This window comes from Pseudomonas sp. KCJK9000 (assembly GCF_046230725.1).
Classification (GTDB): domain Bacteria; phylum Pseudomonadota; class Gammaproteobacteria; order Pseudomonadales; family Pseudomonadaceae; genus Aquipseudomonas; species Aquipseudomonas promysalinigenes.
In genome coordinates, this window is record NZ_JBJJLN010000022.1 from 46247 (window position 1) to 72688 (window position 26442).

Sequence of the window (26442 nt, forward strand, 5' to 3'; positions counted from 1 at the left end):
CCCCCGTAGGCATTCACAAAGGTGGCAACTGCTCCATCGGCCAGCGCGCTTGCACGCTGATCGCCAGGTCCTGCTGCTGGCCGGCGAGCAGGCGCTGACAACCGGCGTAGGCAATCATCGCGCCGTTATCGGTACAGAACTGCGGGCGCGCGTAGTACACATTGCCCTTCAGACCTGCCAGCATCTCTTCCAGCGAGGCACGCAATGCTTTGTTGGCACTCACACCGCCTGCGATCACCAGGCGCTTGAGGCCAGTTTGCTTGAGTGCGCGCTTGCACTTGATGGTCAGAGTCTCCACCACCGCCTGCTGGAATGCCAGGGATACGTCGCAACGGGTTTGCTCGCTGTCGTCACCAGCGCTCTTGCACTGCTGCCAAGTATTCAGAGCGAAGGTCTTGAGGCCGCTGAAGCTGAACTCAAGGCCCGGTCGGTCGGTCATTGGCCGCGGGAACACAAAGCGCCCCGGCACACCCTGCTGTGCCAGGCGCGCGATCTCCGGGCCGCCTGGGTAGTTGAGGCCGATCAGCTTGGCGGTCTTGTCGAAGGCTTCACCAGCAGCATCGTCCAGGCTCTCGCCCAACAAGGCGTACTGGCCGATGCCATCTACCCGCACCAACTGGGTATGGCCCCCGGAAACCAGCAAAGCGACGAACGGAAACTGGGGCGGGTTCTGCTCCAGCATCGGTGCCAGTAAATGGCCTTCCATATGATGCACGCCAATCGCCGGGATATCCCAGGCGAAGGCCAGGGCCTGGGCGCACGATGCACCGACCAGCAGCGCGCCGACCAGGCCAGGGCCTGCGGTGTAGGCGATCGCGTCGATATCTGTTGCAACGCAACCGGCCTCCTCCAGCACCTGGCGGATGAGCGGTAGCATGCGTTTGACATGGTCACGCGAAGCAAGCTCGGGTACCACGCCACCAAATACGCGGTGCAGGTCGATCTGACTGAACAGCGCGTCGGCTAACAAACCGCGCTCGCTGTCGTATAATGCGACGCCGGTTTCGTCGCAGGATGTTTCTAATCCCAGTACTAGCATGGGCTCGTCCCTTGTAGGGGCTGAATTCGAAGCCGCGCATGATAGTCCCCGTGCCGGGTGCCGACCAGCGGTTTTCGATCAGAGGCTTTGCATTCCGGCGTACTAAGGGTTAACATCCGCAACCCTTGAAAACCGACGTTCTCCAGCACACCTTTGTTTTGCCAGGAGCACGTCTACCCCGGTAATGAATTAAGGTAGCCCTGGATGCCAGCCGTCAAAGTTAAAGAGAACGAACCCTTCGACGTAGCTCTGCGTCGTTTCAAGCGCTCCTGCGAAAAAGCCGGTGTACTGGCTGAAGTTCGTAGCCGCGAGTTTTACGAGAAGCCGACCGCCGAGCGTAAGCGCAAAGCAGCTGCTGCTGTTAAGCGTCACGCCAAGAAAGTTCAGCGCGAACAGCGCCGCGCCGTTCGTCTGTACTAATACAGGCGTTCTACGCTAGAGCTTCTGCCTTGCCCGGCTCACCGCCGGGCTGATGGCAGCGGTTTGCTTGGCCTTGAGCAGCTAGCTCGAGGAGCCTGCCGCAACACGCAGCGGGCAAAAGGTTTCAAAGCGTCAGAGCTGGCTTCGGCCAGGCGTGCACGTCCTGACTGACGAGCCCTCGGCAACCTGGGCTGGCGACGAGCACACACCCCCTCGTACTTCTCCTAGCATCGCTCGCCCCCGTTAGCGTTTAGACTTGCCAGTTCCAGATGACGAGACTGCCATGGCCGGGCTGATTCCCCAGAGCTTCATCGACGACCTGATCAACCGCCTCGACATCGTCGACGTGGTGAGTTCACGCGTTCAGCTGAAAAAAACCGGCAAGAACTACTCTGCCTGCTGCCCGTTCCACAAGGAAAAAACCCCATCCTTCACGGTCAGCCCCGACAAGCAGTTCTATTACTGTTTCGGCTGCGGGGCTGGTGGCAACGCCCTTGGCTTCGTCATGGACCACGACAACCTGGACTTCCCCCAGGCCGTCGAGGAACTGGCCCGTGCTGCTGGCATGGAAGTACCCAGGGAGCAAGGCCGTCGCGACAACAAACCGCGCCAGCCAACCGACTCGCCGCTGTACCCGCTGCTGGATGCAGCCTCGGAGTTCTACCGCCAGGCCCTGCGCAGCCACCCTAGCCGCAAGGCAGCAGTGGATTACCTCAAAGGCCGCGGGCTGTCTGGTGAAATCGCCAGGGACTTCGGCCTGGGCTTCGCACCACCGGGCTGGGACAACCTGCTCAAGCACCTGGGCGCCGATAGCCTGCAGCAAAAAGTCATGATCGACGCCGGCCTGCTGATCGAGAACGCCGAAAGCGGCAAACGCTACGACCGCTTCCGCGACCGGGTAATGTTCCCCATTCGTGACAGTCGCGGGCGCATCATCGCCTTTGGGGGCCGGGTATTGGGTGACGACAAGCCCAAGTACCTCAACTCACCGGAAACCCCGGTATTCCACAAAGGCCAGGAACTGTACGGGCTGTATGAGGCTCGCAAACACAACCGCAACCTCGACGAAATCATCGTCGTCGAAGGCTACATGGACGTCATCGCACTGGCCCAGCAAGGCCTGCGCAATGCTGTCGCCACCCTGGGCACCGCCACTAGCGAAGAACACCTCAAGCGCCTGTTCCGAGTAGTACCCAGCGTGCTGTTCTGCTTCGATGGCGACCAGGCCGGGCGCAAGGCCGCTTGGCGCGCACTGGAGTCCACCCTTTCTGCCCTGCAGGACGGGCGCCGAGCGCGATTTCTGTTCCTGCCCGAAGGCGAAGACCCAGACAGCCTGGTGCGCGCCGAAGGCACCGATGCATTCATGGCGCGGATCAACCAGCACGCACAACCACTGGCGGATTACTTTTTCGAGCAACTGAGCAACGAGGCCGACCCACGTTCGCTGGAAGGCAAGGCACACATGGCCACCTTGGCTGCACCGCTGATCGAAAAGATCCCCGGAGCCAACCTGCGCCAGCTCATGCGCAACCGCCTCAAAGAAATCACCGGCCTCGACCCGCAGCAGGTCGAGCAACTGGCACAGCATGCCCCAGCGGCCAGCCCGGTGCCCGATTACGACCCAGGCTATGACTACGATGCCATGGCCAGCTACACACCCGACTACGGCGACATGCCACTGCCCGACTACGCTGCCGTTCATCAGGAACCGGAGTGGAAGCCAAACAAAGGCGGGGGCAAAAAGCCTTGGAGCGATAAGCCCTGGGACAAGAACCGCAAAGGCGGCAAGCCCTGGCAACGGCGCGACGAAGCCCCGCCACGGGTACCGGCGCCAGTCGAACCGCCGACCCTGGCGGCCCTTCGCACCTTGCTGCACCACCCGCTGCTGGCCGGCAAGGTCGAGGACGCCAGCCATTTCGCCGACGAAGAACATTTGTACAGCCAGCTATTGGTAGCGTTGATCGAAGCTGCTCAGAAAAATCCTGGGCTAAGCTCAATGCAGCTGATCGCACGCTGGCACGGCACAGAACAAGGCCGCCTGCTGCGCGCGCTGGCAGAAAAGGAATGGTTGATCGTGGCTGACAACCTTGAACAACAGTTTTTCGACACCATAACTAGCTTGTCCGCCCGCCAACGCGAGCGCAGCCTGGAACAACTGCTCAGGAAATCACGTCAAAGCGAATTGACCAGCGAGGAAAAATCCCAGCTTCTCGCCTTGCTGAGCCGGAATGTTCCCGCACAAACGCCGACCTCATCTGGCGCGTGAGGCCCATGCTCGGGTATAATCCTCGGCTTGTTTTTTGCCCGCCAAGACCTTCAGTGGATAGGGTGTTATGTCCGGAAAAGCGCAACAGCAGTCTCGTATCAAAGAGTTGATCACCCGCGGTCGTGAGCAGGGCTACCTGACTTACGCGGAGGTCAACGACCACCTGCCTGAGGATATTTCAGATCCTGAACAGGTGGAAGACATCATCCGCATGATCAACGACATGGGGATCAACGTATTCGAGAGTGCTCCGGATGCGGATGCCCTTCTGTTGGCGGAAGCCGACACCGACGAAGCAGCGGCCGAAGAAGCCGCTGCTGCGTTGGCGGCAGTTGAAACCGATATCGGCCGCACGACCGACCCTGTGCGCATGTACATGCGTGAAATGGGTACTGTCGAGCTGCTGACCCGCGAAGGCGAAATCGAAATCGCCAAGCGGATCGAGGAAGGCATCCGTGAAGTCATGGGCGCCATCGCTCATTTCCCGGGCACTGTCGACTACATCCTCGGCGAATACGACCGCGTCACCGCCGAAGGTGGCCGTCTGTCAGACGTTCTCAGCGGTTATATCGACCCTGATGACAACATCGCCGCGCCGACCGACGAGGTGCCAGTCCCTGGTGCCAAGGCGCCTGCCGCCAAGGAAGAATCGGAAGACGAAGAGGAAGAAAGTGACGGCGACGACGAGGAAGAGACCGAAAGCGGTCCTGACCCTGTCATCGCGGCCCAGCGCTTCGGCGCCGTTGCCGACCAGCTTCAGGTCACGTCCAAGGTCCTGAAAAAGCACGACCGTAGCGCCAAGGAAAGCATCGAAGCGCTGCAGGCCCTTGCTGACCTGTTCATGCCGATCAAGCTCGTGCCTAAGCAGTTCGACGTTCTGGTCGAGCGTGTGCGCGATGCCTTGAGCCGTCTGCGTCAGCAGGAGCGCGCGATCATGCAGCTGTGTGTGCGTGACGCCCGTATGCCGCGTGCCGACTTCCTGCGCCTGTTCCCAGGCAACGAAACCGACCAGACCTGGTCCGGTGACCTGGCCAAACGCAGCACCAAATGGGCTGCCGCCCTGGGTGAAAAGGACGCCGCGATCGTCGCCTGCCAGCAGAAGCTGATCGACCTTGAGAACGAAACCGGTCTGACCGTTGCCGAAATCAAGGAAATCAACCGTCGCATGTCCATCGGTGAGGCCAAGGCCCGCCGCGCCAAGAAGGAAATGGTCGAGGCGAACCTGCGTCTGGTGATCTCCATCGCCAAGAAGTACACCAACCGTGGCTTGCAGTTCCTGGACCTGATTCAGGAAGGCAACATCGGCCTGATGAAGGCGGTGGACAAGTTCGAATACCGTCGCGGCTACAAGTTCTCGACCTACGCCACGTGGTGGATCCGCCAGGCAATCACCCGCTCGATCGCCGACCAGGCGCGCACCATCCGTATTCCGGTGCACATGATCGAGACGATCAACAAGCTCAACCGTATTTCCCGCCAGATGTTGCAGGAAATGGGCCGTGAACCGACCCCGGAAGAGCTTGGTGAGCGCATGGAAATGCCTGAGGACAAGATCCGTAAGGTATTGAAGATCGCCAAAGAGCCGATCTCCATGGAAACCCCGATCGGTGATGACGAAGATTCGCACCTGGGCGACTTCATCGAGGACTCGACCATGCAGTCCCCAATCGACGTAGCCACGGTCGAAAGCCTCAAGGAAGCGACCCGTGACGTGCTCTCGGGGCTGACTGCACGGGAAGCCAAGGTGCTGCGCATGCGTTTCGGTATCGACATGAACACTGACCACACCCTCGAAGAGGTGGGCAAGCAGTTCGACGTGACCCGTGAACGGATCCGTCAGATCGAAGCGAAGGCGTTGCGTAAGTTGCGCCACCCGACTCGCAGCGAGCACTTGCGCTCCTTCCTCGACGAGTGATGACGAACCCCGGCCCAGGCCGGGGTTTTTCTTATCCGACAAATAGTTGTGTTCAGTTGCTCGGCAGGCGTAATGCCCGGCTACACTCGACTTCAGACCACCTGAATGCGAGGCCCCTATGCTGCCGATGCCGGCCATTCTGTTGTCGTTCCTGATGCTGTGGAACACAGCGGCCGGCGCCCTGACCCTGACAGACGATGAAAAAACCTGGCTCACTGCCCACCCGCAGTTGAGGCTGGGCGTCGACGCCTCTTGGCCACCGTTCGAATTTCGTGACCAGGAGGGCCGGTACCAGGGATTGGCCGCCGACTACATCGCTTTGATCCAGGACCGTCTTGGGGTATCACTCAAACCGGTCGAACCCAGTAGCTGGACCGAGGTGCTGCAGCAGGCACGCGATGGCCGGATCGATCTATTGCCGGGGATCATGTCAACGCCCGAACGCCAGGGTTACCTGGCTTTCACCCGCCCCTACCTCGACTTCCCCATCGTCATCCTGGCCCACGAGAAAGGCCCGCAGCCACGCACGCTCAAGGACTTGTACGGGCTGAAGGTGGCTGTTGTGGAGAACTACGCCCCTCACGAACTGCTGCGTACCCATCACCCTGACCTTAACTTGGTGGCCTTGCCCAATGTGAGTTCTGCTCTGCAGGCCTTGGCCACCGATGCGGTCGACGCCGTGGTCGGCGATCTCGCCTCGAGCATCTGGAGCCTGCGCCAACTCAAGCTGGAAGGGCTGTATGTCAGCGGCGACACGCCTTATCGTTACCAGCTGGCAATGGCCGCCCCACGCGACCAGCAGGCACTGATTGGCATCCTCGACAAAGTGATAGCCGACATGTCCAGCGATGAGGTCAGTGAGATCCAGCAACGCTGGGTGGGCAATGTTGTGGACCAACGCAGCTTCTGGCAGGACACGCTGCTCTATGGCCTGCCCGCCGTGTTGCTGCTGATTGCCATTCTGGCGGCGGTCATTCGCATCAATCGCCGCCTCAGCTCGGAAATTTCCCGGCGCATAGCACTGGAGCAGGAGCTGCGCAGCAGCGAATACCATTACCGCGGCCTGATCGAGAGCCTGTCGGCCATCGCCTGGGAAGCCGACGCCAACGACTTCACTTACAGCTATGTTTCACCCCACGCCGAAGATCTGCTGGGCTACCCGCTGCATGACTGGCTCAAGCCTGGCTTCTGGCGCAGCATTCTGCACCCTGACGATGCACTCTGGGCCCAGGCCTTGTGCGAAAGCGAAACTGCCGCCGGGCGGGACCATAGCCTTGATTACCGGGTTATGCGCGCCGATGGCCAGCCGCTATGGGTGCGCAACATCGTCAGCATGATCGAGCACGGCCCCCGCCCGCTCATGCGTGGCCTGATGATCGACATCAGTGAAACCAAACGTACCGAAGATGCTTTGCGGCTGTCGCAACAGAAGTTCGCCTCGGTGTTCGAGCAATGCCCGGACATCCTGTTGATCGCACGGCACAGCGACGGCGTGCTGCTGGAAGTCAATGAAGCCTTCGAGGAGCAAATTGGCTTAAGCCCGGGTCAGGTGATCGGCCGCACCGCCACCGAGCTCAATTTGTGGGCAAACGAAGGTATGGGCCCGAAGCTGCTGGAGCGCCTGCATCAAGGTGGCATCCGCAATGTGGAAATGACCTTCCGGCGCAACGACGGCGAGTTGTTCACGGGGCTTACCTCAGCCGAAACCTTCGAGCTGGACGGCAGCCTGGCGCTGGTGGTGGCAGTGCGCGATATCAGCCAGCTCAAACAAACCCAGCAACAACTGCAAACCTCCGAAGAGAAGTTCGCCAAGGCCTTCCACGCCTCGCCGGACGGGCTGCTGCTATCGCGTCAAAGCGATGGCTTGCTGCTGGAAGTCAACGAAGGTTTTTGCCGCCTGACCGGTTACGAGTTCAACACACCGATCGACCAGACCTCGTTCGATCTCGGGATCTGGGTCGACCTCAATGAGCGCAAGCGTTTGATCGGCCAGCTGGGCCGAGATGGCTTCGTGCGTGATTTCAGTTGCCACATCCGTCGCAGCGATGGGCAAATCCGCCTTTGCGAGCTATCGGCAAGGCCGCTGCCAATCGGTGGTGTGGACTGCATGCTGACTATCGCCCGTGACATCACCGAGCGCCACCTGATGCAGGAAAAACTGCAGCTGGCTGCGACCGTGTTCGAAAACACCGCCGAAGGCGTATTGATCACCGACACCGACCAACGCATCAGCGCGGTCAACCGCGCTTTTAGCGAAATCACCGGCTACAGCGAGATCGAAGCCCTTGGCCAGACCCCGCGTCTGCTTGCCTCAGGCCAGCATGACAGCGCGTTCTATATCGCCATGTGGCACCAGCTCACCGCTGAAGGCCACTGGCAAGGCGAGATCTACAACAAGCGCAAGAATGGCGAGCTGTACCCCAGCTGGCTGACGATCAGCGCCGTACGCAACAGTGAGCATGTCATCACACACTTCGTCGCGGTATTTGCCGACATTTCCAGCATCAAGCACGCCCAGGCCAAGCTCGACTACCAGGCCCACCACGACCCGCTCACCGGCCTGCCCAACCGCGCGCTGTTCGAAAACCGCCTGCAAGCTGCGTTGACCTGCGCACAAGTGTCCAACCGCCAGGGCGCAGTGCTGTTCTTGGACCTTGACCGTTTCAAACACATCAACGACAGCCTCGGCCACCCAGTCGGCGATCTATTGCTAAAAGGCATCGCGCAACGCCTCAAGGAGCAGGTGCGCGACGTCGACACCGTGGCCCGCCTGGGTGGCGACGAGTTCATCATCCTGCTGCCGGGGCTTCACAAACCCACCGATGCCCAGGCTATCGCCAACAAATTGCTAGCGTGCTTCGTCGCCCCGTTCCAGGCGGGCGAGCACGAGTTTTTCACCAGCGCCAGTATCGGCACCAGCCTCTATCCACAGGACGGCACCGACGTCGCGACCTTGATCCGCAACGCCGACGCCGCCATGTATCGCTCCAAAGCCAAAGGCCGCAACCGTGTGGAAGCCTACACCTGCGACCTGACCGTGCAGGCCAGCGAACGCATCGCCATGGAGCATGAACTGCGCCGCGCCATCGAGCGTAACGAGATGAGCCTGAGCTTCCAGCCCAAGCTGAGCCTCAAGACCCAGACGCTGGTTGGCGCCGAAGCGTTGATCCGCTGGAGCCACCCGACCTTTGGCGAAGTACCGCCTGAGCACTTCATTCACTTGGCCGAAGAGAACGGGACCATCTTGCAGCTAGGGGATTGGGTGCTGGAGCAGGCGTGCCAGCAGATGCACAGTTGGAAGAAGACCTACAGGGCCTTTGGCCCGCTGTCGATCAACCTCGCGGGGGCACAACTACGCCAACCCAACCTTGCCAAACGTATCGAGCACCTGCTCAAGGTCTATCAACTGACGGCAGGCGACCTGCAGCTGGAAATCACCGAAAACTTCATCATGAGCCAGGCCGAAGAAGCCCTGGCCGTGCTGCATCAACTCAAGCAACTGGGCGTACAGCTGGCGATCGATGACTTCGGCACCGGCTATTCATCGCTCAGCTACCTCAAGCGCCTGCCGCTGGACATCCTGAAAATCGACAAATCGTTCATCCGTGGCTTGCCGGATGACCCCCACGACGCCGCAATCGCCCGCGCCATCATCGCCCTGGGGCGCAGCATGCAGCTGACGATCATCGCCGAAGGGGTAGAGAACCAGGCACAGCAGCGTTTCCTTGCCGCTGAAGGCTGCGAGCAGATTCAGGGATACATCGTCAGCCTGCCATTGCCACCTGATGAATTCGCGGCGAGCTTTCTTCGTATAGCACTAAGCGATCTTTCGGATGGCACGGTATCGAAACCCTCGTTATAATCCCGGCACTTACTGAGGGCCTATAGCTCAGTTGGTTAGAGCAGAGGACTCATAATCCTTTGGTCCACGGTTCGAGTCCGTGTGGGCCCACCAAATAAAAAAAGCCGCGCTCTGCGCGGCTTTTTGGTTTCTCAGAGGCCAGCACCCGAACAGCCCAAGGTTCAAACCAGCTCTTGGCACCCTCGCCGCGTAATCTGAATTTTCCGATAACCTACCTTTGGAATGCTCTCCAGCGCTTCAAGGCATGCATCCGGATCGTCCATGGGAAGCGCCTTCAGTTGCTCGATGTCACGCTCCCACCACTGCGACGCCAGCAGGCGCTCGATCACTTCAGGGGGGAATCGGTAGCGGATGACCTTGGCTGGCACGCCAGCAACCACCGCGTAGGGCGGTACGTCCTTGGTGACCAGCGAGCGGGTTGCGATGACGGCACCTGTGCCGACCGTCACACCTTCCATGACCATGGCAGCATGGCCAATCCACACGTCATGGCCGATCGTTGCAAGGTCAAAGCGTGCGGTGTACTCAAGGCCAGTGTCCGTGTACTGAAACGGATGGGTGCTTAGCCAGTTCAACGGGTGTGTATGCTTTTCCTGGCCCAGGACAACACCGGTACTGATCGAACAGAAGCGGCCAATGGAGCCCACCACCTGCAACAGGCATTCGCTGCGGATGTAGGTGTTCGCCCCTACGCTAAGCTCGCGGGTATCGATAGCGACTTCCCCGATTCGCACCCCTTCCTCGATATTGAGGGTGGACTTGCTACTGAGCTCTGAGACAGCGGTGCTGAACTTCAACCCGCGACGGCGAATCCAGCGCTTCCAATACCAATCCGTGACCCGCATCACTGCTCCTGAATGTTCAGCATTCAGCCAGACGGTGGCCGAATGTCTGTCATGAAAACCATCGGGCATGGATTCTAACCCGCCCAGCATCACAAAGGGCGCCGCCGTACCCGCAGACACCGCGCCATGTAAAAGGAGTGAACGAACGCGCTTCGCTGCCTGACTGGCAACGCAAGCTGGGCTTGCCCTGCTGCTATAGCGCTGGATAGGCTAGCGAACCCACCGTAGAGACCCTGCCATGTCGGACGCCCGCCCCATCATTCTCGACGAAATCGACCGCCAGTTGCTCGCCCTGCTGCAGATCAACGCTCGCGAAAGCGTCGCTACCCTGGCTAGGCAACTGGGCATTGCGCGCACCACGGTCAACTCGCGCCTGGAACGTATGGAGAAGAACAAGGTGATCACCGGCTACGGAGTGCGCCTGGGCCAACGCCTGAGTGGCGGTGGGTTGCAAGCCTATGTGGGCATCAAGGTCCAGCCACGCTCCGGCAAGGAAGTGGTGCGGCGGCTAAGCGCCATGGGGCAAGTGCAACAACTGTGTGCGGTGAGCGGCGAATTCGATTACGTGGCCTGGTTGCGCAGCGATTCGCCAGAGCAACTGGACCAACTGCTGGACCAGATTGGCAGCGTCGAGGGCGTGGAGAAAACCACTACATCGATCATCCTCAGCAGCAAGGTCGATCGCGGGCAGCCGGTTTGACTTTGGCATTGCACAAGCCGGAGCCATCGAAATAGTCAACACATCCGTCGAAATGACAGACAAACATGCATTCCGACGACGTTATGCATCTTAATAACGAGCACCACCCTTCATAAAATGACCCACAGCCATCTCCTATACTCAGGCTCCGCGCAGCCGCTCTGGCAAGGTCCATTCATGAACAAGAAAAACCGCCACCCCGCCGACGGCAAAAAACCCATCACCATTTTCGGCCCAGACTTCCCGTTCGGCTTCGATGACTGGCTAGAACACCCGGCCGGCCTGGGCACCATTCCAGCCGAGCGCCACGGCGAAGAAGTCGCGATCGTCGGCGCAGGCATCGCAGGCCTGGTCGCCGCTTACGAATTGATGAAGCTCGGCCTCAAGCCGGTTGTGTATGAGGCCTCGAAACTCGGAGGGCGGTTGCGCTCGCAAGCCTTCAACGGCACCGATGGCATCATCGCCGAACTGGGCGGCATGCGCTTTCCAGTCTCGTCCACCGCCTTCTACCATTACGTCGACAAGCTCGGCCTGCAAACCAAACCCTTCCCCAACCCGCTGACCTCAGCCTCGGGCAGTACGGTGATCGACCTCGAAGGCCAGACGTACTACGCCGAAAAGGCCAGCGACTTGCCCAAGCTGTTCCATGAGGTCGCCGATGCCTGGGCTGATGCGCTGGAAAGCGGTGCACAGTTTGCCGACATCCAGCAGGCGATCCGCGAGCGGGACGTACCTCGGCTCAAAGCCCTGTGGAACAAGCTGGTGCCGCTGTGGGACGACCGCACGTTCTACGATTTCGTCGCCACTTCGCGCTCGTTTGCCCAGTTGAGTTTCCAGCACCGCGAAGTGTTCGGCCAGGTCGGTTTCGGCACCGGGGGCTGGGATTCGGACTTCCCCAACTCCATGCTGGAGATCTTCCGCGTGGTGATGACCAATTGCGACGACCATCAGCACCTGATCGTAGGGGGTGTAGAGCAGGTGCCACAAGGTATCTGGCGCCATGTGCCGGAGCGCTGCGCCCATTGGCCAGAAGGCACCAGCCTGAGCGCTTTGCATGGCGGCGCACCACGCTCAGGAGTAAAACGCATAGCACGGGCCGCCGACGGGCGCTTGGCCGTCACCGATAATTGGGGTGACACACGCCATTACGGTGCGGTGCTCGCCACCTGCCAGAGCTGGCTGCTGACTACCCAGATCGACTGTGAAGAATCGCTGTTCTCGCAAAAAATGTGGATGGCCTTGGACCGCACTCGTTACATGCAGTCGTCGAAAACCTTCGTCATGGTCGACCGGCCGTTCTGGAAGGATAAAGACCCGCAGACCGGCCGCGACCTGATGAGCATGACATTGACCGACCGCCTGACCCGCGGCACCTATCTGTTCGACAACGGTGACGACAAGCCGGGCGTGATTTGCCTGTCCTACGCGTGGATGAGCGACGCTTTGAAGATGTTGCCGCATCCGGTTGAGAAGCGCGTGCAGCTTGCCCTGGATGCACTGAAGAAGATCTATCCGAAAACCGATATTGCCGGGCATATCATCGGCGACCCGATCACCATTTCCTGGGAGGCCGACCCGCACTTCCTCGGCGCCTTCAAAGGCGCGCTGCCGGGCCACTACCGCTATAACCAGCGCATGTACGCACACTTCATGCAGCAAGACATGCCCGCCGAACACAAGGGCATATTCATCGCCGGCGACGACGTGTCCTGGACCCCGGCCTGGGTCGAGGGCGCGGTGCAGACATCGCTCAACGCGGTGTGGGGTATCATGAACCACTTCGGTGGCCATACTCACCCAGGAAACCCAGGCCCTGGCGACGTGTTCGACAAGATCGGCCCCATCGCCCTGGCTGACTAACCAAGGAGGCAACATGCGCATCGCTCTGTTTCAGGGTACCCCCGGCCCGTTGGATGTACCCGGTAACCTGCAACGCCTGCGCCACCAGGCGCACCTGGCGGCCGAGCGAGGCGCACAGTTGCTGGTGTGCCCGGAGATGTTCCTGAGCGGCTACAACATCGGCCTGGCCCAGGCAGAACGGCTGGCCGAAGCCGAAGATGGCCCTTCGGCCATGGAGGTGGTGGAGATCGCTCAGGCGCACCGCATCGCCATCGTTTACGGCTATCCCGAGCGCGCCGAGGACGGGGCGATCTACAACAGTGTGCAGTTGATCGACGCCCATGGCAGCAGCCTCTGCAATTACCGCAAGACTCACCTGTTCGGCGAGCTGGATCGGGCGATGTTCAGCGCAGGTGCCGATCACTTCCCGGTGGTGGAACTGCAAGGCTGGAAGCTCGGCCTGCTGATCTGCTATGACATCGAATTCCCGGAAAACGCCCGGCGCCTGGCGCTGGCGGGGGCCGAGCTGATCCTTGTGCCGACCGCTAACATGGTGCCGTACGACTTCGTCTGCCAGGTGACCGTGCGCTCGCGAGCGCAGGAGAACCAGTGCTACTTGGTGTACGCCAACTATTGCGGCGCTGAGGACGAGATCCAGTACTGCGGGCAGAGCAGCATCATCGGGCCGGACGGCAGTTTGCTGGCCATGGCCGGGCGCGACGAGTGCCTTTTGCTGGCAGACCTGGAACACGACCGCCTGATGCGAGCACGCCAAGCATTCCCCTATCTGACCGATCTGCGTCAGGAGTTGAATTGGCGTAGAGGCTGAGGGGTCGCCACCCCGCCCAGTCGCGGATGAGCCCGCATTCATCAATGGATACCTGTGGTTAGCATGAGCGACACCAACAGCCACGTCACGCTGGCCAACGGCCTGCAGCTGACATTACGCCATGCGCCACATCTCAAGCGCTCGGCTGCAGCCCTGCGCGTGCACGCCGGCAGCCATGATGCTGCACCCCAGTGGCCTGGCCTGGCGCACTTTCTTGAACACCTGTTCTTCCTGGGTACAGCGCGCTTCCCACTGCAAGATGGGCTGATGCGCTACGTTCAGGCCTTGGGCGGCCAAGTCAATGCCAGTACCCGTGAACGCACCACCGACTTTTTTTTCGAAGTCCCGCCTGCCGCCTTGGCCGGGGGGCTGGAGCGTCTGTGCCAGATGCTTGCCGAACCTGACCTTGGCATCGAGCGCCAGCGGCGCGAGCGTGAGGTGATCCACGCCGAATTCATCGCCTGGTCGCGCAACCCTCAGGCTCAACAGCAGTTTGCTCTGCTGCAATCAGTAACGGGCAATCACCCGCTCAGCGCTTTTCATGCCGGTAACCGTTATTCCCTCCCACTGCAGAGCAGTGCCTTCCAGGATGCCCTCGTGGGGTTTCACCAACGTTTCTATCACGCCGGCCAGATTACCCTGAGCCTCTGCGGGCCGCAGCCGCTGGATGAACTGGAACGACTCGGCAGACGATTGGCGGGCATCTTCAAAAGGGCGGCCGCGGTACCACAAGCTATGCCGCCGGCTTTGGCCAGTGACGAGCCGCTACTGTTCGCCCATCAGGGCCTGCCGGCAGGGGCAGAACGGGCATTGGCGCTGCTGATGGCCAACCTCAGTGACAACCGCCCCGGCAGTTGGCTGGGTGAACTGCAGCGCCGGGGATGGCTCAAGGAGTGCAAAGTCGAGCAGTTGTATGCTTTCGCCGGGCAACTGCTCTGGCACATCGATTTGAAGCTCAACCCCTGTGCCGATAACAGCGAGGCACTAAAGCTGTTGCACGGCTGGTTCGGCTATATTCGCCAGGCATCGCCCACAACGCTCAACCAGGCGTTCGGACTTTTGCAGCAGCGTCGCCAGCGCAGTGCCGGCGCCTTGGCGCTGGCCCGCGCAGACAGCGCCGCGCAGCCATTTGCGGCACTGGACAGCCAAGGGCTCACCGCACTTGCGGCGCTGCTCGAGCAATTGCCACAACGCGCCTACCACCCATGGCAGTTGCCCGAGCCTGACCCCTTGTTGCTCGACGAGATGCCCGCTCATCAGGCAGTAGCGCTGCCGCCTTCACTCAGTGTCAGCCGCCTGTTGCCGCCGACCCGGCATCATGCAGCGCTGTTTCTGCGTTGGCACATAGCATCACCCTTGCGTCGGCCTCTTCAGCGGGCACTTGAAAGTGCCTTGCAGCCTTTACAGATGCGCTGCGAGCAGGCCGGCGTGCAATTGCAATTCAGTGGGGCCGGTGACTACTGGCAACTGCGCTGTGCTGGGCACCCCGCAGCGGTGGTACGCGCCACCGCCCAGGCCCTGACGAGCTTGCAGGCACCTTGCGACTGGCCGTCCCCTGCACCCGAAGCTCCCGCCCTGATACCTATCAGAGCCTTGATCGGTCAGTTGCCGGATGCCGTACTCGGCTCACGCGCAGAACCCCAGGCGCACTGCGCGGCTGACCAAACGCAGCTCGACGACGCCTGGCAGCACAGCCGCTGGCACGGCCTGGCCGTAGGCTTCGATACAGATGCGTTGCAGGCCCTGGGTGCATTGCTGCAAAGCTGCCCTGGCCAAGGTGTGTCGCCTTCACCTGCTGCCCGCTGGGCTGGCCGCCGCTGGCAGCGTGCCGAGGTGCCTGGCAGTGAAAATGCCCTTCTGCTGTTTTGCCCCGTGCCTGACGGGCAGCAAGGCTGCGGCCGCCTACTGGCCCAGAGCCTGCAGGGGCCGGTGTATCAACGCCTGCGGGTCGAGTTGCAATTAGGCTACGCGGTATTCAGTACCTTTCGTCAGATCGAGGGCGTAGGTGGCCTGCTATTCGGCGTGCAGTCGCCACATGCCAGCCACGCAGAAATCCTCGGCCACCTGCACGCGCTTCTACGCGATGGTGTGACACTGGACGAGCATGCGCGCAAAGCCCTGGCCGAGCAGTTCGACGAACCCGCCATGGCCAACGCCGATGTAGCCGAATGGGCATGGCAAGCACGATTGGCCGCTGAACCTGACGATTTGAGGGGGTTGAAACGGGCTATTCTGGACGTGCGACAAGCGGATCTGGATGGTCTGCTACGCCAGTTGCTCGCGGAAGATCACGCTTGGCTTTGCGTGGCCAATGCCGCAGCGCAGGACAGCTCCTGGAAGTGATCCAGGGTGGATTATTACGTTTGCTGCAAGGGCGCTTATCAAACAATTAACCTTTCGGTACAAAAATTTCTTGTAAGATAACGCTATCTCAGTCAGCGGAACCTCTTACTCGAATCAGCACTCGAGTAGTAGTGAAGCAAACACAACCCATCCGGAAGGAGAACGCCCATGTGGACCAAACCAGCTTACACTGACCTGCGTATCGGCTTCGAAGTGACCATGTACTTCGCCAACCGCTAAGCCTTGCTGTGCGGCATGACGCCTCGGCCCGCCGGGGCGTCGTCGTTTTTCGGATACGGCTTTTCGCAGAAGGAGTGGCCATGTACATCCAGATTCTCGGTTCCGCCGCCGGCGGGGGTTTCCCGCAGTGGAACTGCAACTGCGTGAACTGCAAGGGCTTTCGCGATGGTAGCCTGCGCGCCACGGCACGCACCCAGTCGTCCATTGCCTTGTCCGACGACGGTGAGCACTGGATCCTGTGCAACGCTTCGCCCGACATTCGCGCCCAACTGCAGGCCTTCGCGCCCATGCAGCCTGCGCGCGCACTGCGCGATACCGGCATCAACGCTATCGTCCTGCTCGACAGCCAGATCGACCACACCACCGGCCTGCTCAGCCTGCGCGAAGGCTGCCCGCACCAGGTCTGGTGCACGGACATGGTCCACCAAGACCTGACCACCGGCTTCCCGCTGTTCAACATGCTCAGCCACTGGAACGGCGGACTGCAATGGAATCGCATCGAGCTTGAGGGCAGCTTCGTCATCGACGCCTGCCCAAACCTCAGATTCACCCCGTTCCCCCTGCGCAGCGCAGCGCCGCCCTACTCGCCGCACCGCTTCGACCCGCACCCGGGCGACAACCTTGGCCTGCTGGTCGAAGATTCCCGCACAGGAGGCAAGCTGTTCTACGCACCCGGCCTCGGCCAGGTCGACGCCAAACTGCTGCAGATGATGCACAGTGCCGACTGCCTGCTGGTCGACGGCACGCTGTGGGAGGATGATGAAATGCAGCGGCGCGGTGTCGGCACCCGCACCGGCCGCGAGATGGGCCACCTGGCGCAGAACGGCCCCGGCGGCATGCTCGAAGTGCTCGACGGCTTCCCACGCCAACGTAAGGTGCTCATCCACATCAACAACACCAACCCAATCCTTGATGAAGACTCACCCGAGCGCGCCGAGGTCCAGCGTCGTGGGGTGGAAGTCGCCTTCGACGGCATGAGCATCGAGTTGTAAGGAGGCCCCGTGAGCGACGCACTGCCATTGTCACCTGCCGAATTCGAACAGGCCCTGCGCGCCAAGGGCGCGTACTACCACATTCACCACCCCTACCATGTGGCGATGTATCAAGGCCGCGCCAGCCGGGAGCAGATTCAAGGCTGGGTGGCCAACCGCTTCTACTACCAGGTCAACATCCCGATGAAGGATGCCGCGATCCTGGCCAACTGCCCGGATCGCGAAGTGCGCCGTGAGTGGATCCAGCGCCTGCTCGACCACGACGGCGCACCGGGTGAAGATGGCGGTATCGAAGCCTGGCTACGCTTGGGTCAAGCAGTGGGTCTGGACCCTGATCAGCTGCGTTCACAAGAGCTGGTGCTGCCAGGCGTGCGCTTTGCCGTGGATGCCTACGTCAACTTCGCCCGCCGTGCGAGCTGGCAGGAAGCGGCCAGCAGCTCGTTGACCGAACTGTTCGCCCCGCAGATCCACCAATCGCGCCTGGACAGCTGGCCGCAACACTACCCGTGGATCGACCCGGCCGGTTACGAGTATTTCCGCACCCGCCTGGGCCAGGCCCGACGCGATGTGGAACATGGCCTGGCGATCACCCTGCAGCACTACACCACCCGCGCGGGCCAGGAGCGCATGCTGGAGATCCTGCAATTCAAGCTGGATATCCTCTGGAGCATGCTCGATGCCATGAGCATGGCCTACGAGCTGAACCGCCCGCCTTACCACACTGTCACCCAGCAACGGGTCTGGCACAAAGGGATAGCCCTATGAGCTTGCAACGTAACCAAGTGCCGAACTGGCGCCCCGGCTACCGCTTCCAGTACGAACCAGCGCAGAAAGGTCACGTGCTCTTGTACCCAGAGGGCATGATCAAGCTCAACGAAAGCGCCAGCCTGATCGGTGGGTTGATCGACGGCAAGCGTGATGTGGCGGCGATCATCGCCGAACTCGAACAGCAATTTCCTGGTGTGCCCGAGGTCGCTGACGACATTGAGCAATTCATGGAGGTGGCCCGTGCCGAACACTGGATCACCCTCGCCTGAAGTGCCGGTCGGCCTGCCGCTGTGGCTGCTGGCCGAGCTCACCTACCGCTGCCCGCTGCAGTGCCCGTATTGCTCAAACCCGCTGGACTTCGCCGCCCAGGGCCAGGAGCTGAGCACTGCGCAATGGTTCAAGGTGATGGCCGAGGCCCGCGAGATGGGCGCTGCGCAAATCGGTTTCTCCGGTGGCGAACCGCTGGTGCGCCAGGACCTTGCAGAGCTTATCGGTGAGGCCCGCCGACTGGGCTACTACACCAACCTGATCACCTCGGGCATTGGCCTGACCGAAACGCGTATCGCCGCTTTCAAGCAAGCCGGCCTGGACCATATCCAGATCAGCTTCCAAGCCAGTGACGAGCAGGTCAACAACTTGCTCGCCGGCTCGAAAAAAGCCTTCGCTCAGAAGCTGGAAATGGCCCGTGCAGTGAAGGCCCACGGCTACCCGATGGTGCTCAACTTCGTTACCCACCGGCACAACATCGACAAAATCGACCGCATCATCGAGCTGTGCATTGCGCTTGAGGCAGACTTCGTCGAGCTTGCCACCTGCCAATTCTATGGCTGGGCCCATCTCAACCGTCTGGGCCTGCTGCCCACTCGAGCGCAGCTAGAGCGTGCCGAACGTATCACTAACGAATACCGGGCCAAGCTCAAAGCCCAGGGCAACCCTTGCAAGCTGATCTTCGTTACCCCGGATTACTACGAAGAGCGACCCAAGGCTTGCATGAACGGCTGGGGCAGCCTGTTTCTGACTATCACGCCCGACGGCACCGCCCTGCCCTGCCACGGCGCGCGCCAGTTGCCGGTGCAGTTCCCCAATGTGCGCGACCACGACCTGCATCACATCTGGTACGACTCGTTCGGCTTCAATCGCTTCCGTGGATACGACTGGATGCCCGAGCCTTGCCGTTCGTGCGACGAGAAGGAAAAGGACTTCGGCGGCTGCCGCTGCCAAGCCTTCATGCTTACAGGCGATGCCAGCAATGCCGACCCGGTGTGCGCCAAGTCGGCCGACCACGGCATCATCCTCAAGGCTCGCGAAGAGGCAGAAACTGCCCAACTCGCCATCGAAGAGATGACTTTCCGCAATGAGCGCAATTCCCGTGTCATCGCCCGCGGCTGATTTCAGTGCCGCCCAGGCTGTCGCCGCTGGCACCGACTTCGCAGACCTCAAGGTCAGTGAGCAGGGCCTGTTCTGGAACGAGTTCCGCCCGGCCGATGGCGCCTGCCGCATCTGGCACTGGCGTGACCACCAGGCGCGGTGCCTGACGCCTGATGGCTTCAGCGTGCGCAGCCGCGTGTACGAGTATGGTGGCGGCAGCTTCTGCCTGGGCGGCGACGGCCTGCTGTTCGTCAACGAAAAGGACCAGCAGGTGTACACCCAGAGCCTTGCGGGTACTGCACCACGGCCCCTGAGTAACGAAGACGCCTGTCGTTACGGTGATCTGCAGTGGCACAACGGCCAGGTATTGGCCGTTGAGGAGCGCCATGGCCAACAGGTTGAGCATCGCCTGGTGGCATGGGATGAAACTGCCCGCCAAGTGCTCGCCGAGGGCGCCGACTTCTACGCCTCACCGACGGTCAGCAGCGACGGCCAGCGCCTGGCGTGGATCGAGTGGGACCGCCCGGCACAACCGTGGACCGTCACCCGGCTGATGTGCAGGCAACGCGACACAACCGGTAACTGGGGCCCCGCGCAGTGCGTTGCCGGCGCAGATGAATCGCTGCAACAACCGCGTTTCGATGCTGACGGGCTGTTGTACTGCCTGTCTGATCGCAATGGTTTCTGGCAGCCCTGGGGCGAGGTCGACGGCAACTGGCAAGCACTTGCCGCTGAGCCGGCGGACCATGCCAGCGCCCCGTGGCAACTGGGCAACAGCACCTGGCTGCCCATCAGCCGCGAGCACTACTTGGCCACTTGGTTCGAAGGCGGCATCGGGCAACTGGGCTTGCGTGATGAACAAGGCCGCTTGGAACGTTTCGCCAGTGCCTACACCCGGTTCCGCCACTTGGCCATGGACGGCGAGCAGCTGTATGCCGTCGCCGCTTCGCCGATCAGCCCTGCGGCAGTGATCACCATCAACCGCGCCAACCATGAAGTCAGCGTATTGGCTGGCGGCAGCGAGGTGCTGCCCGCCGAGCAGATCAGCCTGCCACAGTCGATCCATTACCCAAGCGGTGATGCATTTGCCCATGGCTTTTTCTACCCGGCCCACGGCATCAAAGGCGCTGCCCCGCTGCTGGTGTTCATCCATGGCGGCCCGACTTCAGCCTGCTACCCCGTGCTCGATCCGCGTATTCAGTACTGGACCCAGCGCGGCTTTGCCGTAGCCGACCTGAATTACCGTGGCAGTAGCGGCTACGGCCGGGCTTACCGCCAGGCGCTGCACCTGCGTTGGGGCCAAAGCGATGTCCAGGACGCCTGCGCCGCCGTCGAGTATTTGGCTCACAGAGGCCTGATCGACGCTGGCAAAGCGTTCATCCGCGGTGGCAGCGCTGGGGGTTACACCACCTTGTGCGCACTGGCGTTCCACGACGTGTTCAGGGCCGGCGCCAGCCTTTATGGGGTCAGCGACCCAATTGCTTTGGGCCACGCCACGCACAAGTTCGAAGCCGATTATTTGGACTGGCTGATCGGTGACCCGCAACGCGATGCTGAACGTTACCGCCAGCGCACGCCGTTGCTGCATGCCTCACGCATCAATGTGCCGGTGATCTTCTTCCAGGGCGAGCTGGATGCAGTGGTGGTGCCGGAGCAGACCCGTTCAATGCTGCAGGCGTTGCAGGCCAATGGCGTCGAAGCCTCGGGGCATTTCTATGCTGGCGAACGGCATGGTTTGCGCAAGGCCGAAAACCTGGCACATGCGTTGGAAGAGGAATGGAAGTTCTATTGCCGTGTACTTGAAGGCTGACAGCCGGCGTGGCGCCGCTTGGCGGCGCCCCCGGCACACTCAGCGCTTGGCGATGATGTAGACCGCATGCACGATGCCTGGGATGTAGCCCAGCAGAGTCAGTAGGATGTTCAGCCAGAATGCCCCGCCAAAACCCACCTGCAAAAACACACCCAGCGGCGGCAGGATAATGGCGATGATGATGCGAATAAAGTCCATGCGGGTTTCTCCTTAAAGGGGTTACACCAAAGACTAGCCGCGCATCCCAGAGGTTCCGCAGGTAAAAAAAACGCCCCGGCCAAATGAAACAGGCACGGGGCGATGCGCAGGAACGCTAGACGGTTCGTTGAATTCGAGATCAGGCAGGTACCTGGCCGCCAGCTTGCTGTTGGGTGTGCAAGCGAGCGAACGCCCGTGCCAGGCGCAGGAGCATTTCATCGATGTTGCCCTTGCTCACCGTCAATGCCGGGGAGAAACGCACCACGTCAGGTTGCGCGGCATTGAGCAGCAAGCCTTCGTGCAGAGCGGCTGCAACCAGCTCTTTGGCGAGGTTGTCCTGCAGTTGCAAGGCCCACAGCAGGCCCTGCCCGCGCACCTGCCCCTGGCCGTAGCGGCCGGCCAGGCGAGCCAAGCCATCGCGCAAATGCCGGCCACTGTCTTGCACCTGCTCGAAAAAGCCCGGCTCCAGCACCGTATCGAGCACCGCCAGGCCGGCGGCGCTCATCAGCGCATTGCCGTGATGGCTACCTTCCAGCTCGCCCGGTTCAGCGCAGCAGGCCGTGCCACGGGCCAGCAAAGCGGCCAGTGGGACCCCTGCACCCAAGCCTTTGCCGAGGGTGACGATGTCGGCGCGCACGCCAAAGGTTTGCTCGGCCAGCAACGCGCCGCAGCGGCCGATGCCGGTTTGAACTTCATCGAGAATCAGCAAAATGCCCAGTTCACGGCAGAGCTTTTGCACGCCTTGCAGGTACTCGCGGGTCGCCGGGATAACCCCGGCCTCGCCTTGAATCGGCTCGAGCATGATCGCCACGGTGCGCGAATCGACGGCGGCATGCAGCGCCGCCAGATCATTGAATGGCACCTTGCTGAAGCCGGGCAGGCCTGGTTCGCAGCGGTTGCACGCCAGCGGGTCGGAAGCCGAAAGCGCGCCCAGGCTACGGCCGTGGCAGGCCTGGTTGGCGGTGATGATGTGGTAGGCGCCGTTACGGTGCAATTGGCCCCACTTGCGCGCCAGCTTGATAGCACCTTCACAGGCTTCGGCACCGCTGTTGAGCAGGTAGGCCTGGTCGCTGCCAGTGCTCTGGCACAGGCGCTCCACCAACGCTAACAAGCCATGGCTATGATAGCCGCCCCCTGGATTGATCAAGGCCTGGGCCTGGTTAGACAGGGCCTTCACCAGCGCCGACGGGCTATGCCCAAGGCTGTTGACCGCGCCACCCTGCGTGAAATCCAGGTAAGCATGCCCTTCGTTGTCCCATAGCCAGGAACCCTGGCCACGTACGAACACCTGCCGCGCATGTTCGGTACTCGGCATCAGGTAAGTGCGCGCCGGCACTTTTGGATGGGCCTGCGCCACCGGTGCACGCTTGGGCTCAGCAACCGCGGCAGGGGCCGAGCGGCGCAGGTTGAACAAGTTCATCGGGGCTCCAACCAATCACGGAAGCGGCCAGTGCCGCAAAAGCAGCCGGCCTAAATTATTTTGTCGTGCCTATCAAAAGTGTTTTTCAAACGAGGTAACAATACAGCAATCGACTGCTGTAACCCGTTGTAATACGGCGATAGACTAGGCCCCGACAGGCTTTTCGGCCATTTCGTTTTCCCAGCTTTTTCGATAAGTATTGCTTATGGATTTTCGCCAGCTGCGTTATTTCGTCGCGGTGTATGAAGAGGGCCATGTTGGGCGTGCCGCCGAACGCCTGTCCCTGTCGCAACCGGCGCTATCGCAACAGATCCGCCAGTTGGAACACAGCCTGGACCTGAGCCTGTTCGAGCGCAGCAACAAACGCTTGTTGCCCACCCTTGCGGCGCACACGCTTTACAACCATGCGTTGCCATTGCTCGATGGCTTGCAGCGAGCCCATGAGGCCATGCGCAACTTCAAAGGCCAGTCACTGCGCACGCTGGCCATCGGCGTCTTGCAAACCGTCAGGCCGAGCCTGATACCGCAACTGCTGGAACGGCTACGCAAAGCCCAGCCGCACCTGGTGGTACAGATCTACGAGTTGTCGGGGCTGGAAATCGAACGGCGGCTGCTCAATGGCAACTTGGATATCGGCATCAGCTACCTGCCACCCCGCCAGCCAGGGCTGCATGGCTTGCTGCTGTACGAAGACGAGCTGCAGGTTGTGATACCGGCTACTCATCCGCTGAAGGACTTCAAGAAGGTATCCCTTAAGCAGGCTGCCGAGTTGCCCATGCTGATGCTGGGGGAAGAGTTCCAGATCCGTCAGATCTGGAAAGATCAGCTCGCCGCCCAGGGCCGTCGGCCACAGGTACAAGCCGAGATGAACAACATGGCGGGGATCCTCGACAGCTTGGCCCATACGGCGCTGGCGACCATTCTGCCGGGGCGAGCCAAGGACGCCGCCGACGACCAACAAGGTTTGTTATGGAAACCGCTGAGCGAGCCGCGGGTACCGCTCAAGGTTGGCCTGGTTTACCGCGACGCACAGCGCCAGCAGGCGTCGGTGGAGCTGCTGCGCACCTTGCTGGAAGAGGAAACCGACCCACGCCAACCGGGCGTATCACCACTGGAGGTGCTTGGCTGAGCATCACGCAGACGAAGAAAACCCCGCCGAAGCGGGGTTCTCTAGACTGTTTCCCTATGACATCCCTATCGTCCCACCTTCCTGGCAGGTAATCCTTCGTTGTCCCTGTTCTGTCCTTTGCGCTTCCTGCGCAACGTCCATGAACAAAGATTAACCGTGGATCCAATCTGACGCCAGTAGCGAAAAGTCACTACGTTGTGTAGGAGAAAGCTTACACGCCGTAGGTTTTTGAAATACTTTCAACCTTAAAACTGTTCTGCATCCAGCAGGTAAAGCGACTCACTGCCTGCCTTCACCGCAGCCACCAATGACTCTACCCGCGGCAACAAGCGCGCGAAGTAGAACTGCGCGGTACCCAGCTTGGCGGCATAGAACGCCTCGTCACCCTCGGCAGCCTTGGCGGCACGTGCCATCAAGGCCCACATGTAAGCGTAAGCCACATAGCCGAAAGCATGCAGGTACTCAACCGAAGCGGCGCCGATCTCGTTCGGGTTAGCTTTGGCCTGCTCCAGTACCCACTCAGTCAGGCCATCGAGCTGATCGAGGCTGGCGCTCAGGGGTTTGGTGAAGGCTTGCAGTTCAGTGCCTGCGCTGGCAACGAACTGGCGGATCTCATCCGAGAACAGCCTGTAATACGCGCCACCGCTGGCCACCACCTTGCGCCCCATGAGGTCCAACGCCTGGATACCGTTGGTGCCTTCATAGATCTGGGTGATACGCACATCGCGCACCAGTTGCTCCTGCCCCCATTCACGAATGTAACCATGGCCCCCGAATACCTGCTGGCCATGCACTGTGCATTCCAGCCCAAGGTCGGTTAGAAACGCCTTGGCAACGGGTGTCAGCAGCGCCACCAGTTCTTCGCTGCGTTTGCGCGTTGCCGGGTCTTCGCTGTATTTGGCGCTATCGAGCTGCATGGCCACATACGTGGAGAAGGCACGCCCACCTTCGATGAGCGCCTTCATGGTCAACAGCATGCGCCGCACATCCGGGTGAACGATGATCGGGTCGGCAGCCTTGTCTTTGGCCAGTGGCCCGGTTGGCGCACGGCTTTGCAGGCGATCACGGGCGTATTCCACGGCGTTTTGATAGGAACGCTCGGCCGACGCCAAGCCCTGGATACCCACACCCAGCCGCTCATAGTTCATCATGGTGAACATGGCCGCCAGGCCCTTGTTCGGCTCGCCGACAATGTAGCCGACCGCTTCATCGAAGTTCATCACGCAGGTGGCCGATGCTTGGATGCCCATCTTGTGCTCGATGGAGCCACAGGTGGCCGGGTTGCGCGCGCCTAGGCTACCGTCGTCATTGACCAGGAACTTGGGCACAAGGAACAGCGAAATACCCTTGGGCCCTGCTGGTGCATCCGGCAGCTTGGCCAGCACCAGATGGATGATGTTCTCGGTCAGGTCGTGCTCGCCGCCGGTGATGAATATCTTGGTACCGCTGACCTTGTAGCTGCCATCGGCCTGGGGCTCGGCCTTGGTGCGAATGATGCCCAGGTCGGTGCCCGCATGGGGTTCGGTCAGGCACATGGAGCCGGCCCAGACACCGGCATACATGTTCGGCAGGTACTTGTGCTTCAGCGCCTCATCGGCATGGGCGTTGATCGACAGGCAGGCACCTGCGGTCAACATCGGGTACAGGCCAAAAGCCAGACTCGCAGCGTTGACCATTTCTTCGACCTGGGCCGAAACCGCCTTGGGCATGCCCATGCCGCCAAACTGCGGATCGCCGCCCACGCCAACCCAACCGCCTTCGGCGTAGGTATTGTAGGCTTCGATGAAGCCGGCAGGCGTATGCACCGAACCCTGGTCCCAGCGGCAGCCCTCTTCGTCAGCGGCGCGGCTGAGCGGTGCAATGCTCTTGCTGGTGACTTTGCCGGCTTCTTCAAGCACCGCCATGGCGGTGTCCGCATCGACCGCTTCAGCCAGTTCGGGCAACTGCGCCCACTGTTCGGCCACGTTGAAGACTTCATTCAGTACGAAGCGCATGTCGCGCAGGGGCGCTTTATATTCAGCCATGACAACCTCTCGCTGGTCGGTCGGAGCGGCCACAGGGACCGCGGCACGGGGTTGGAACCCGGGGTTGAATCCAGTGTAACCGAACAACTTTTGCGAGACATAGGTTCATCAAGTGACCGTATGGTCAATCATGGTCATGACATCCGCACCGCCCCGCGCTGGGATTGTTGACCATGCACCATGACACAGTTACGACCCGCGCTCTTTGCACTGTAGAGCGCCTGGTCGGCGCACTTGAGTACTTCTTCCGGGTTACGGTGCTCGGCCTGGCGCTCGGCGACGCCGATGCTGATGGTGACCGAGACCGTGCCACCCGCGCTGCCGCTGCGTCGCTGGCGCCCGGCAGTGTCATCCTGCGGACGGTTGCTCTGGTCTCGCAAATGCATGGTGTAGTTGGCGATCATTTCACGCACCGCTTCTACATGTGGCACGCAT

21 protein-coding genes and 1 tRNA gene are annotated in these 26442 nt (G+C 61.1%); 16 read left to right on the top strand and 6 right to left on the bottom strand.

The genetic code is table 11. From position 1 onward, the window contains the following. Positions 1–13: 13 nt before the first annotated feature. Positions 14–1039 carry a tRNA (adenosine(37)-N6)-threonylcarbamoyltransferase complex transferase subunit TsaD gene (gene tsaD / locus ACK59H_RS12180; RefSeq protein ID WP_060477457.1) on the bottom strand — a complete coding sequence of 342 codons (1026 nt, stop codon included), beginning with the start codon at positions 1037–1039 and terminating at the stop codon, positions 14–16. Positions 1040–1243: 204 nt separating this feature from the next. Between tsaD and rpsU the strand changes: the two genes are divergently transcribed. The 5 genes from rpsU (at position 1244) to ACK59H_RS12205 (ending at position 9595) form a co-directional block, all read left to right on the top strand. Beyond that, the gene (gene rpsU / locus ACK59H_RS12185; protein WP_003255575.1) at positions 1244–1459 is read left to right on the top strand and encodes a 30S ribosomal protein S21; all 216 of its coding nucleotides are present in this window, start codon (positions 1244–1246) and stop codon (positions 1457–1459) included. A gap of 283 nt (positions 1460–1742) precedes the next feature. After that, positions 1743–3725, top strand: a complete 1983-nt coding sequence (gene dnaG, locus ACK59H_RS12190) for a DNA primase (protein WP_060477456.1) — start codon at positions 1743–1745, stop codon at positions 3723–3725. A 67-nt stretch (positions 3726–3792) separates the two neighbouring features. Next, complete coding sequence (gene rpoD, locus ACK59H_RS12195) at positions 3793–5640, top strand: RNA polymerase sigma factor RpoD (RefSeq protein ID WP_060477455.1); 1848 nt, start codon at positions 3793–3795, stop codon at positions 5638–5640. A gap of 118 nt (positions 5641–5758) precedes the next feature. After that, positions 5759–9502, top strand: a complete 3744-nt coding sequence (locus tag ACK59H_RS12200; protein ID WP_060477454.1) for an EAL domain-containing protein — start codon at positions 5759–5761, stop codon at positions 9500–9502. Between the two features lie 16 nt (positions 9503–9518). Further along, a tRNA-Ile gene (locus ACK59H_RS12205) sits at positions 9519–9595 on the top strand. Positions 9596–9663: 68 nt separating this feature from the next. Here the strand turns inward: ACK59H_RS12205 and ACK59H_RS12210 are convergent. Continuing rightward, positions 9664–10347, bottom strand: coding sequence for a CatB-related O-acetyltransferase (locus ACK59H_RS12210; RefSeq protein ID WP_081016611.1), 684 nt, complete (start codon positions 10345–10347; stop codon positions 9664–9666). A gap of 238 nt (positions 10348–10585) precedes the next feature. Between ACK59H_RS12210 and ACK59H_RS12215 the strand changes: the two genes are divergently transcribed. The 10 genes from ACK59H_RS12215 to ACK59H_RS12260 all read left to right on the top strand — a co-directional run bounded on the left by ACK59H_RS12215 (position 10586) and on the right by ACK59H_RS12260 (position 21236). After that, positions 10586–11047 (top strand): Lrp/AsnC family transcriptional regulator, encoded by a 462-nt coding sequence (locus ACK59H_RS12215; RefSeq protein ID WP_060477453.1) that lies wholly within the window; start codon positions 10586–10588, stop codon positions 11045–11047. Between the two features lie 177 nt (positions 11048–11224). Beyond that, the gene (locus tag ACK59H_RS12220; protein WP_409264469.1) at positions 11225–12907 is read left to right on the top strand and encodes a flavin monoamine oxidase family protein; all 1683 of its coding nucleotides are present in this window, start codon (positions 11225–11227) and stop codon (positions 12905–12907) included. 13 nt (positions 12908–12920) lie between these two features. Continuing rightward, positions 12921–13715, top strand: coding sequence for a carbon-nitrogen hydrolase family protein (locus ACK59H_RS12225; RefSeq protein ID WP_060477451.1), 795 nt, complete (start codon positions 12921–12923; stop codon positions 13713–13715). A gap of 63 nt (positions 13716–13778) precedes the next feature. Continuing rightward, a complete protein-coding gene (gene pqqF, locus ACK59H_RS12230) occupies positions 13779–16058 on the top strand; it encodes a pyrroloquinoline quinone biosynthesis protein PqqF (protein WP_060477450.1) in 2280 nt (759 codons plus the stop codon). 168 nt (positions 16059–16226) lie between these two features. Further along, positions 16227–16298 carry a pyrroloquinoline quinone precursor peptide PqqA gene (gene pqqA / locus ACK59H_RS12235; protein WP_003243383.1) on the top strand — a complete coding sequence of 24 codons (72 nt, stop codon included), beginning with the start codon at positions 16227–16229 and terminating at the stop codon, positions 16296–16298. Positions 16299–16378: 80 nt separating this feature from the next. Next, on the top strand, positions 16379–17290 hold the full coding sequence (pqqB, locus tag ACK59H_RS12240; protein WP_060477449.1) for a pyrroloquinoline quinone biosynthesis protein PqqB: 912 nt from the start codon (positions 16379–16381) through the stop codon (positions 17288–17290). A 9-nt stretch (positions 17291–17299) separates the two neighbouring features. Further along, a complete protein-coding gene (gene pqqC, locus ACK59H_RS12245) occupies positions 17300–18055 on the top strand; it encodes a pyrroloquinoline-quinone synthase PqqC (RefSeq protein ID WP_060477448.1) in 756 nt (251 codons plus the stop codon). Further along, positions 18052–18327 carry a pyrroloquinoline quinone biosynthesis peptide chaperone PqqD gene (gene pqqD / locus ACK59H_RS12250; RefSeq protein WP_060477447.1) on the top strand — a complete coding sequence of 92 codons (276 nt, stop codon included), beginning with the start codon at positions 18052–18054 and terminating at the stop codon, positions 18325–18327. Before pqqC ends, pqqD begins: the two co-directional genes overlap by 4 nt. Further along, on the top strand, positions 18299–19447 hold the full coding sequence (gene pqqE / locus ACK59H_RS12255) for a pyrroloquinoline quinone biosynthesis protein PqqE (protein ID WP_060477446.1): 1149 nt from the start codon (positions 18299–18301) through the stop codon (positions 19445–19447). Before pqqD ends, pqqE begins: the two co-directional genes overlap by 29 nt. After that, complete coding sequence (locus ACK59H_RS12260; protein WP_060477445.1) at positions 19413–21236, top strand: S9 family peptidase; 1824 nt, start codon at positions 19413–19415, stop codon at positions 21234–21236. The genes pqqE and ACK59H_RS12260 overlap by 35 nt, the downstream gene beginning before the upstream one ends. A gap of 39 nt (positions 21237–21275) precedes the next feature. Here the strand turns inward: ACK59H_RS12260 and ACK59H_RS12265 are convergent, their stop codons facing one another. Then, entirely contained in the window at positions 21276–21434 is a 159-nt protein-coding gene (locus tag ACK59H_RS12265; protein ID WP_009681539.1) for a YqaE/Pmp3 family membrane protein, read from the bottom strand. Positions 21435–21573: 139 nt separating this feature from the next. After that, complete coding sequence (locus tag ACK59H_RS12270) at positions 21574–22854, bottom strand: aspartate aminotransferase family protein (RefSeq protein WP_060477444.1); 1281 nt, start codon at positions 22852–22854, stop codon at positions 21574–21576. Between the two features lie 205 nt (positions 22855–23059). Here ACK59H_RS12270 and ACK59H_RS12275 point away from each other — a divergent pair, with 205 nt between their 5' ends. Next, entirely contained in the window at positions 23060–23983 is a 924-nt protein-coding gene (locus ACK59H_RS12275) for a LysR family transcriptional regulator (protein WP_060477443.1), read from the top strand. Positions 23984–24228: 245 nt separating this feature from the next. Here ACK59H_RS12275 and ACK59H_RS12280 read toward each other — a convergent pair whose 3' ends face one another. Both ACK59H_RS12280 and ACK59H_RS12285 read right to left on the bottom strand, forming a co-directional pair. Next, positions 24229–26007 carry an acyl-CoA dehydrogenase C-terminal domain-containing protein gene (locus tag ACK59H_RS12280; RefSeq protein ID WP_060477442.1) on the bottom strand — a complete coding sequence of 593 codons (1779 nt, stop codon included), beginning with the start codon at positions 26005–26007 and terminating at the stop codon, positions 24229–24231. Between the two features lie 134 nt (positions 26008–26141). Further along, positions 26142–26442, bottom strand: a 301-nt coding sequence (locus ACK59H_RS12285) for a diguanylate cyclase (RefSeq protein WP_409264470.1), incomplete at its 5' end; no start/stop codon positions are given.

What these genes read in the sequence shown, in the direction of transcription:
- ACK59H_RS12260 (WP_060477445.1), top strand. Translation starts at nt 19,413, where the DNA reads ATGAGCGCAATTCCCGTGTCATCGCCCGCGGCTGATTTCAGTGCCGCC.
- ACK59H_RS12270 (WP_060477444.1), bottom strand. Translation starts at nt 22,854, where the DNA reads ATGAACTTGTTCAACCTGCGCCGCTCGGCCCCTGCCGCGGTTGCTGAG.
- pqqF (WP_060477450.1), top strand. Translation starts at nt 13,779, where the DNA reads ATGAGCGACACCAACAGCCACGTCACGCTGGCCAACGGCCTGCAGCTG.
- ACK59H_RS12225 (WP_060477451.1), top strand. Translation starts at nt 12,921, where the DNA reads ATGCGCATCGCTCTGTTTCAGGGTACCCCCGGCCCGTTGGATGTACCC.
- rpsU (WP_003255575.1), top strand. Translation starts at nt 1,244, where the DNA reads ATGCCAGCCGTCAAAGTTAAAGAGAACGAACCCTTCGACGTAGCTCTG.
- ACK59H_RS12210 (WP_081016611.1), bottom strand. Translation starts at nt 10,347, where the DNA reads ATGCGGGTCACGGATTGGTATTGGAAGCGCTGGATTCGCCGTCGCGGG.
- ACK59H_RS12265 (WP_009681539.1), bottom strand. Translation starts at nt 21,434, where the DNA reads ATGGACTTTATTCGCATCATCATCGCCATTATCCTGCCGCCGCTGGGT.
- ACK59H_RS12275 (WP_060477443.1), top strand. Translation starts at nt 23,060, where the DNA reads ATGGATTTTCGCCAGCTGCGTTATTTCGTCGCGGTGTATGAAGAGGGC.
- dnaG (WP_060477456.1), top strand. Translation starts at nt 1,743, where the DNA reads ATGGCCGGGCTGATTCCCCAGAGCTTCATCGACGACCTGATCAACCGC.
- tsaD (WP_060477457.1), bottom strand. Translation starts at nt 1,039, where the DNA reads ATGCTAGTACTGGGATTAGAAACATCCTGCGACGAAACCGGCGTCGCA.
- rpoD (WP_060477455.1), top strand. Translation starts at nt 3,793, where the DNA reads ATGTCCGGAAAAGCGCAACAGCAGTCTCGTATCAAAGAGTTGATCACC.
- ACK59H_RS12200 (WP_060477454.1), top strand. Translation starts at nt 5,759, where the DNA reads ATGCTGCCGATGCCGGCCATTCTGTTGTCGTTCCTGATGCTGTGGAAC.
- ACK59H_RS12215 (WP_060477453.1), top strand. Translation starts at nt 10,586, where the DNA reads ATGTCGGACGCCCGCCCCATCATTCTCGACGAAATCGACCGCCAGTTG.
- ACK59H_RS12280 (WP_060477442.1), bottom strand. Translation starts at nt 26,007, where the DNA reads ATGGCTGAATATAAAGCGCCCCTGCGCGACATGCGCTTCGTACTGAAT.
- pqqD (WP_060477447.1), top strand. Translation starts at nt 18,052, where the DNA reads ATGAGCTTGCAACGTAACCAAGTGCCGAACTGGCGCCCCGGCTACCGC.
- ACK59H_RS12220 (WP_409264469.1), top strand. Translation starts at nt 11,225, where the DNA reads ATGAACAAGAAAAACCGCCACCCCGCCGACGGCAAAAAACCCATCACC.
- pqqB (WP_060477449.1), top strand. Translation starts at nt 16,379, where the DNA reads ATGTACATCCAGATTCTCGGTTCCGCCGCCGGCGGGGGTTTCCCGCAG.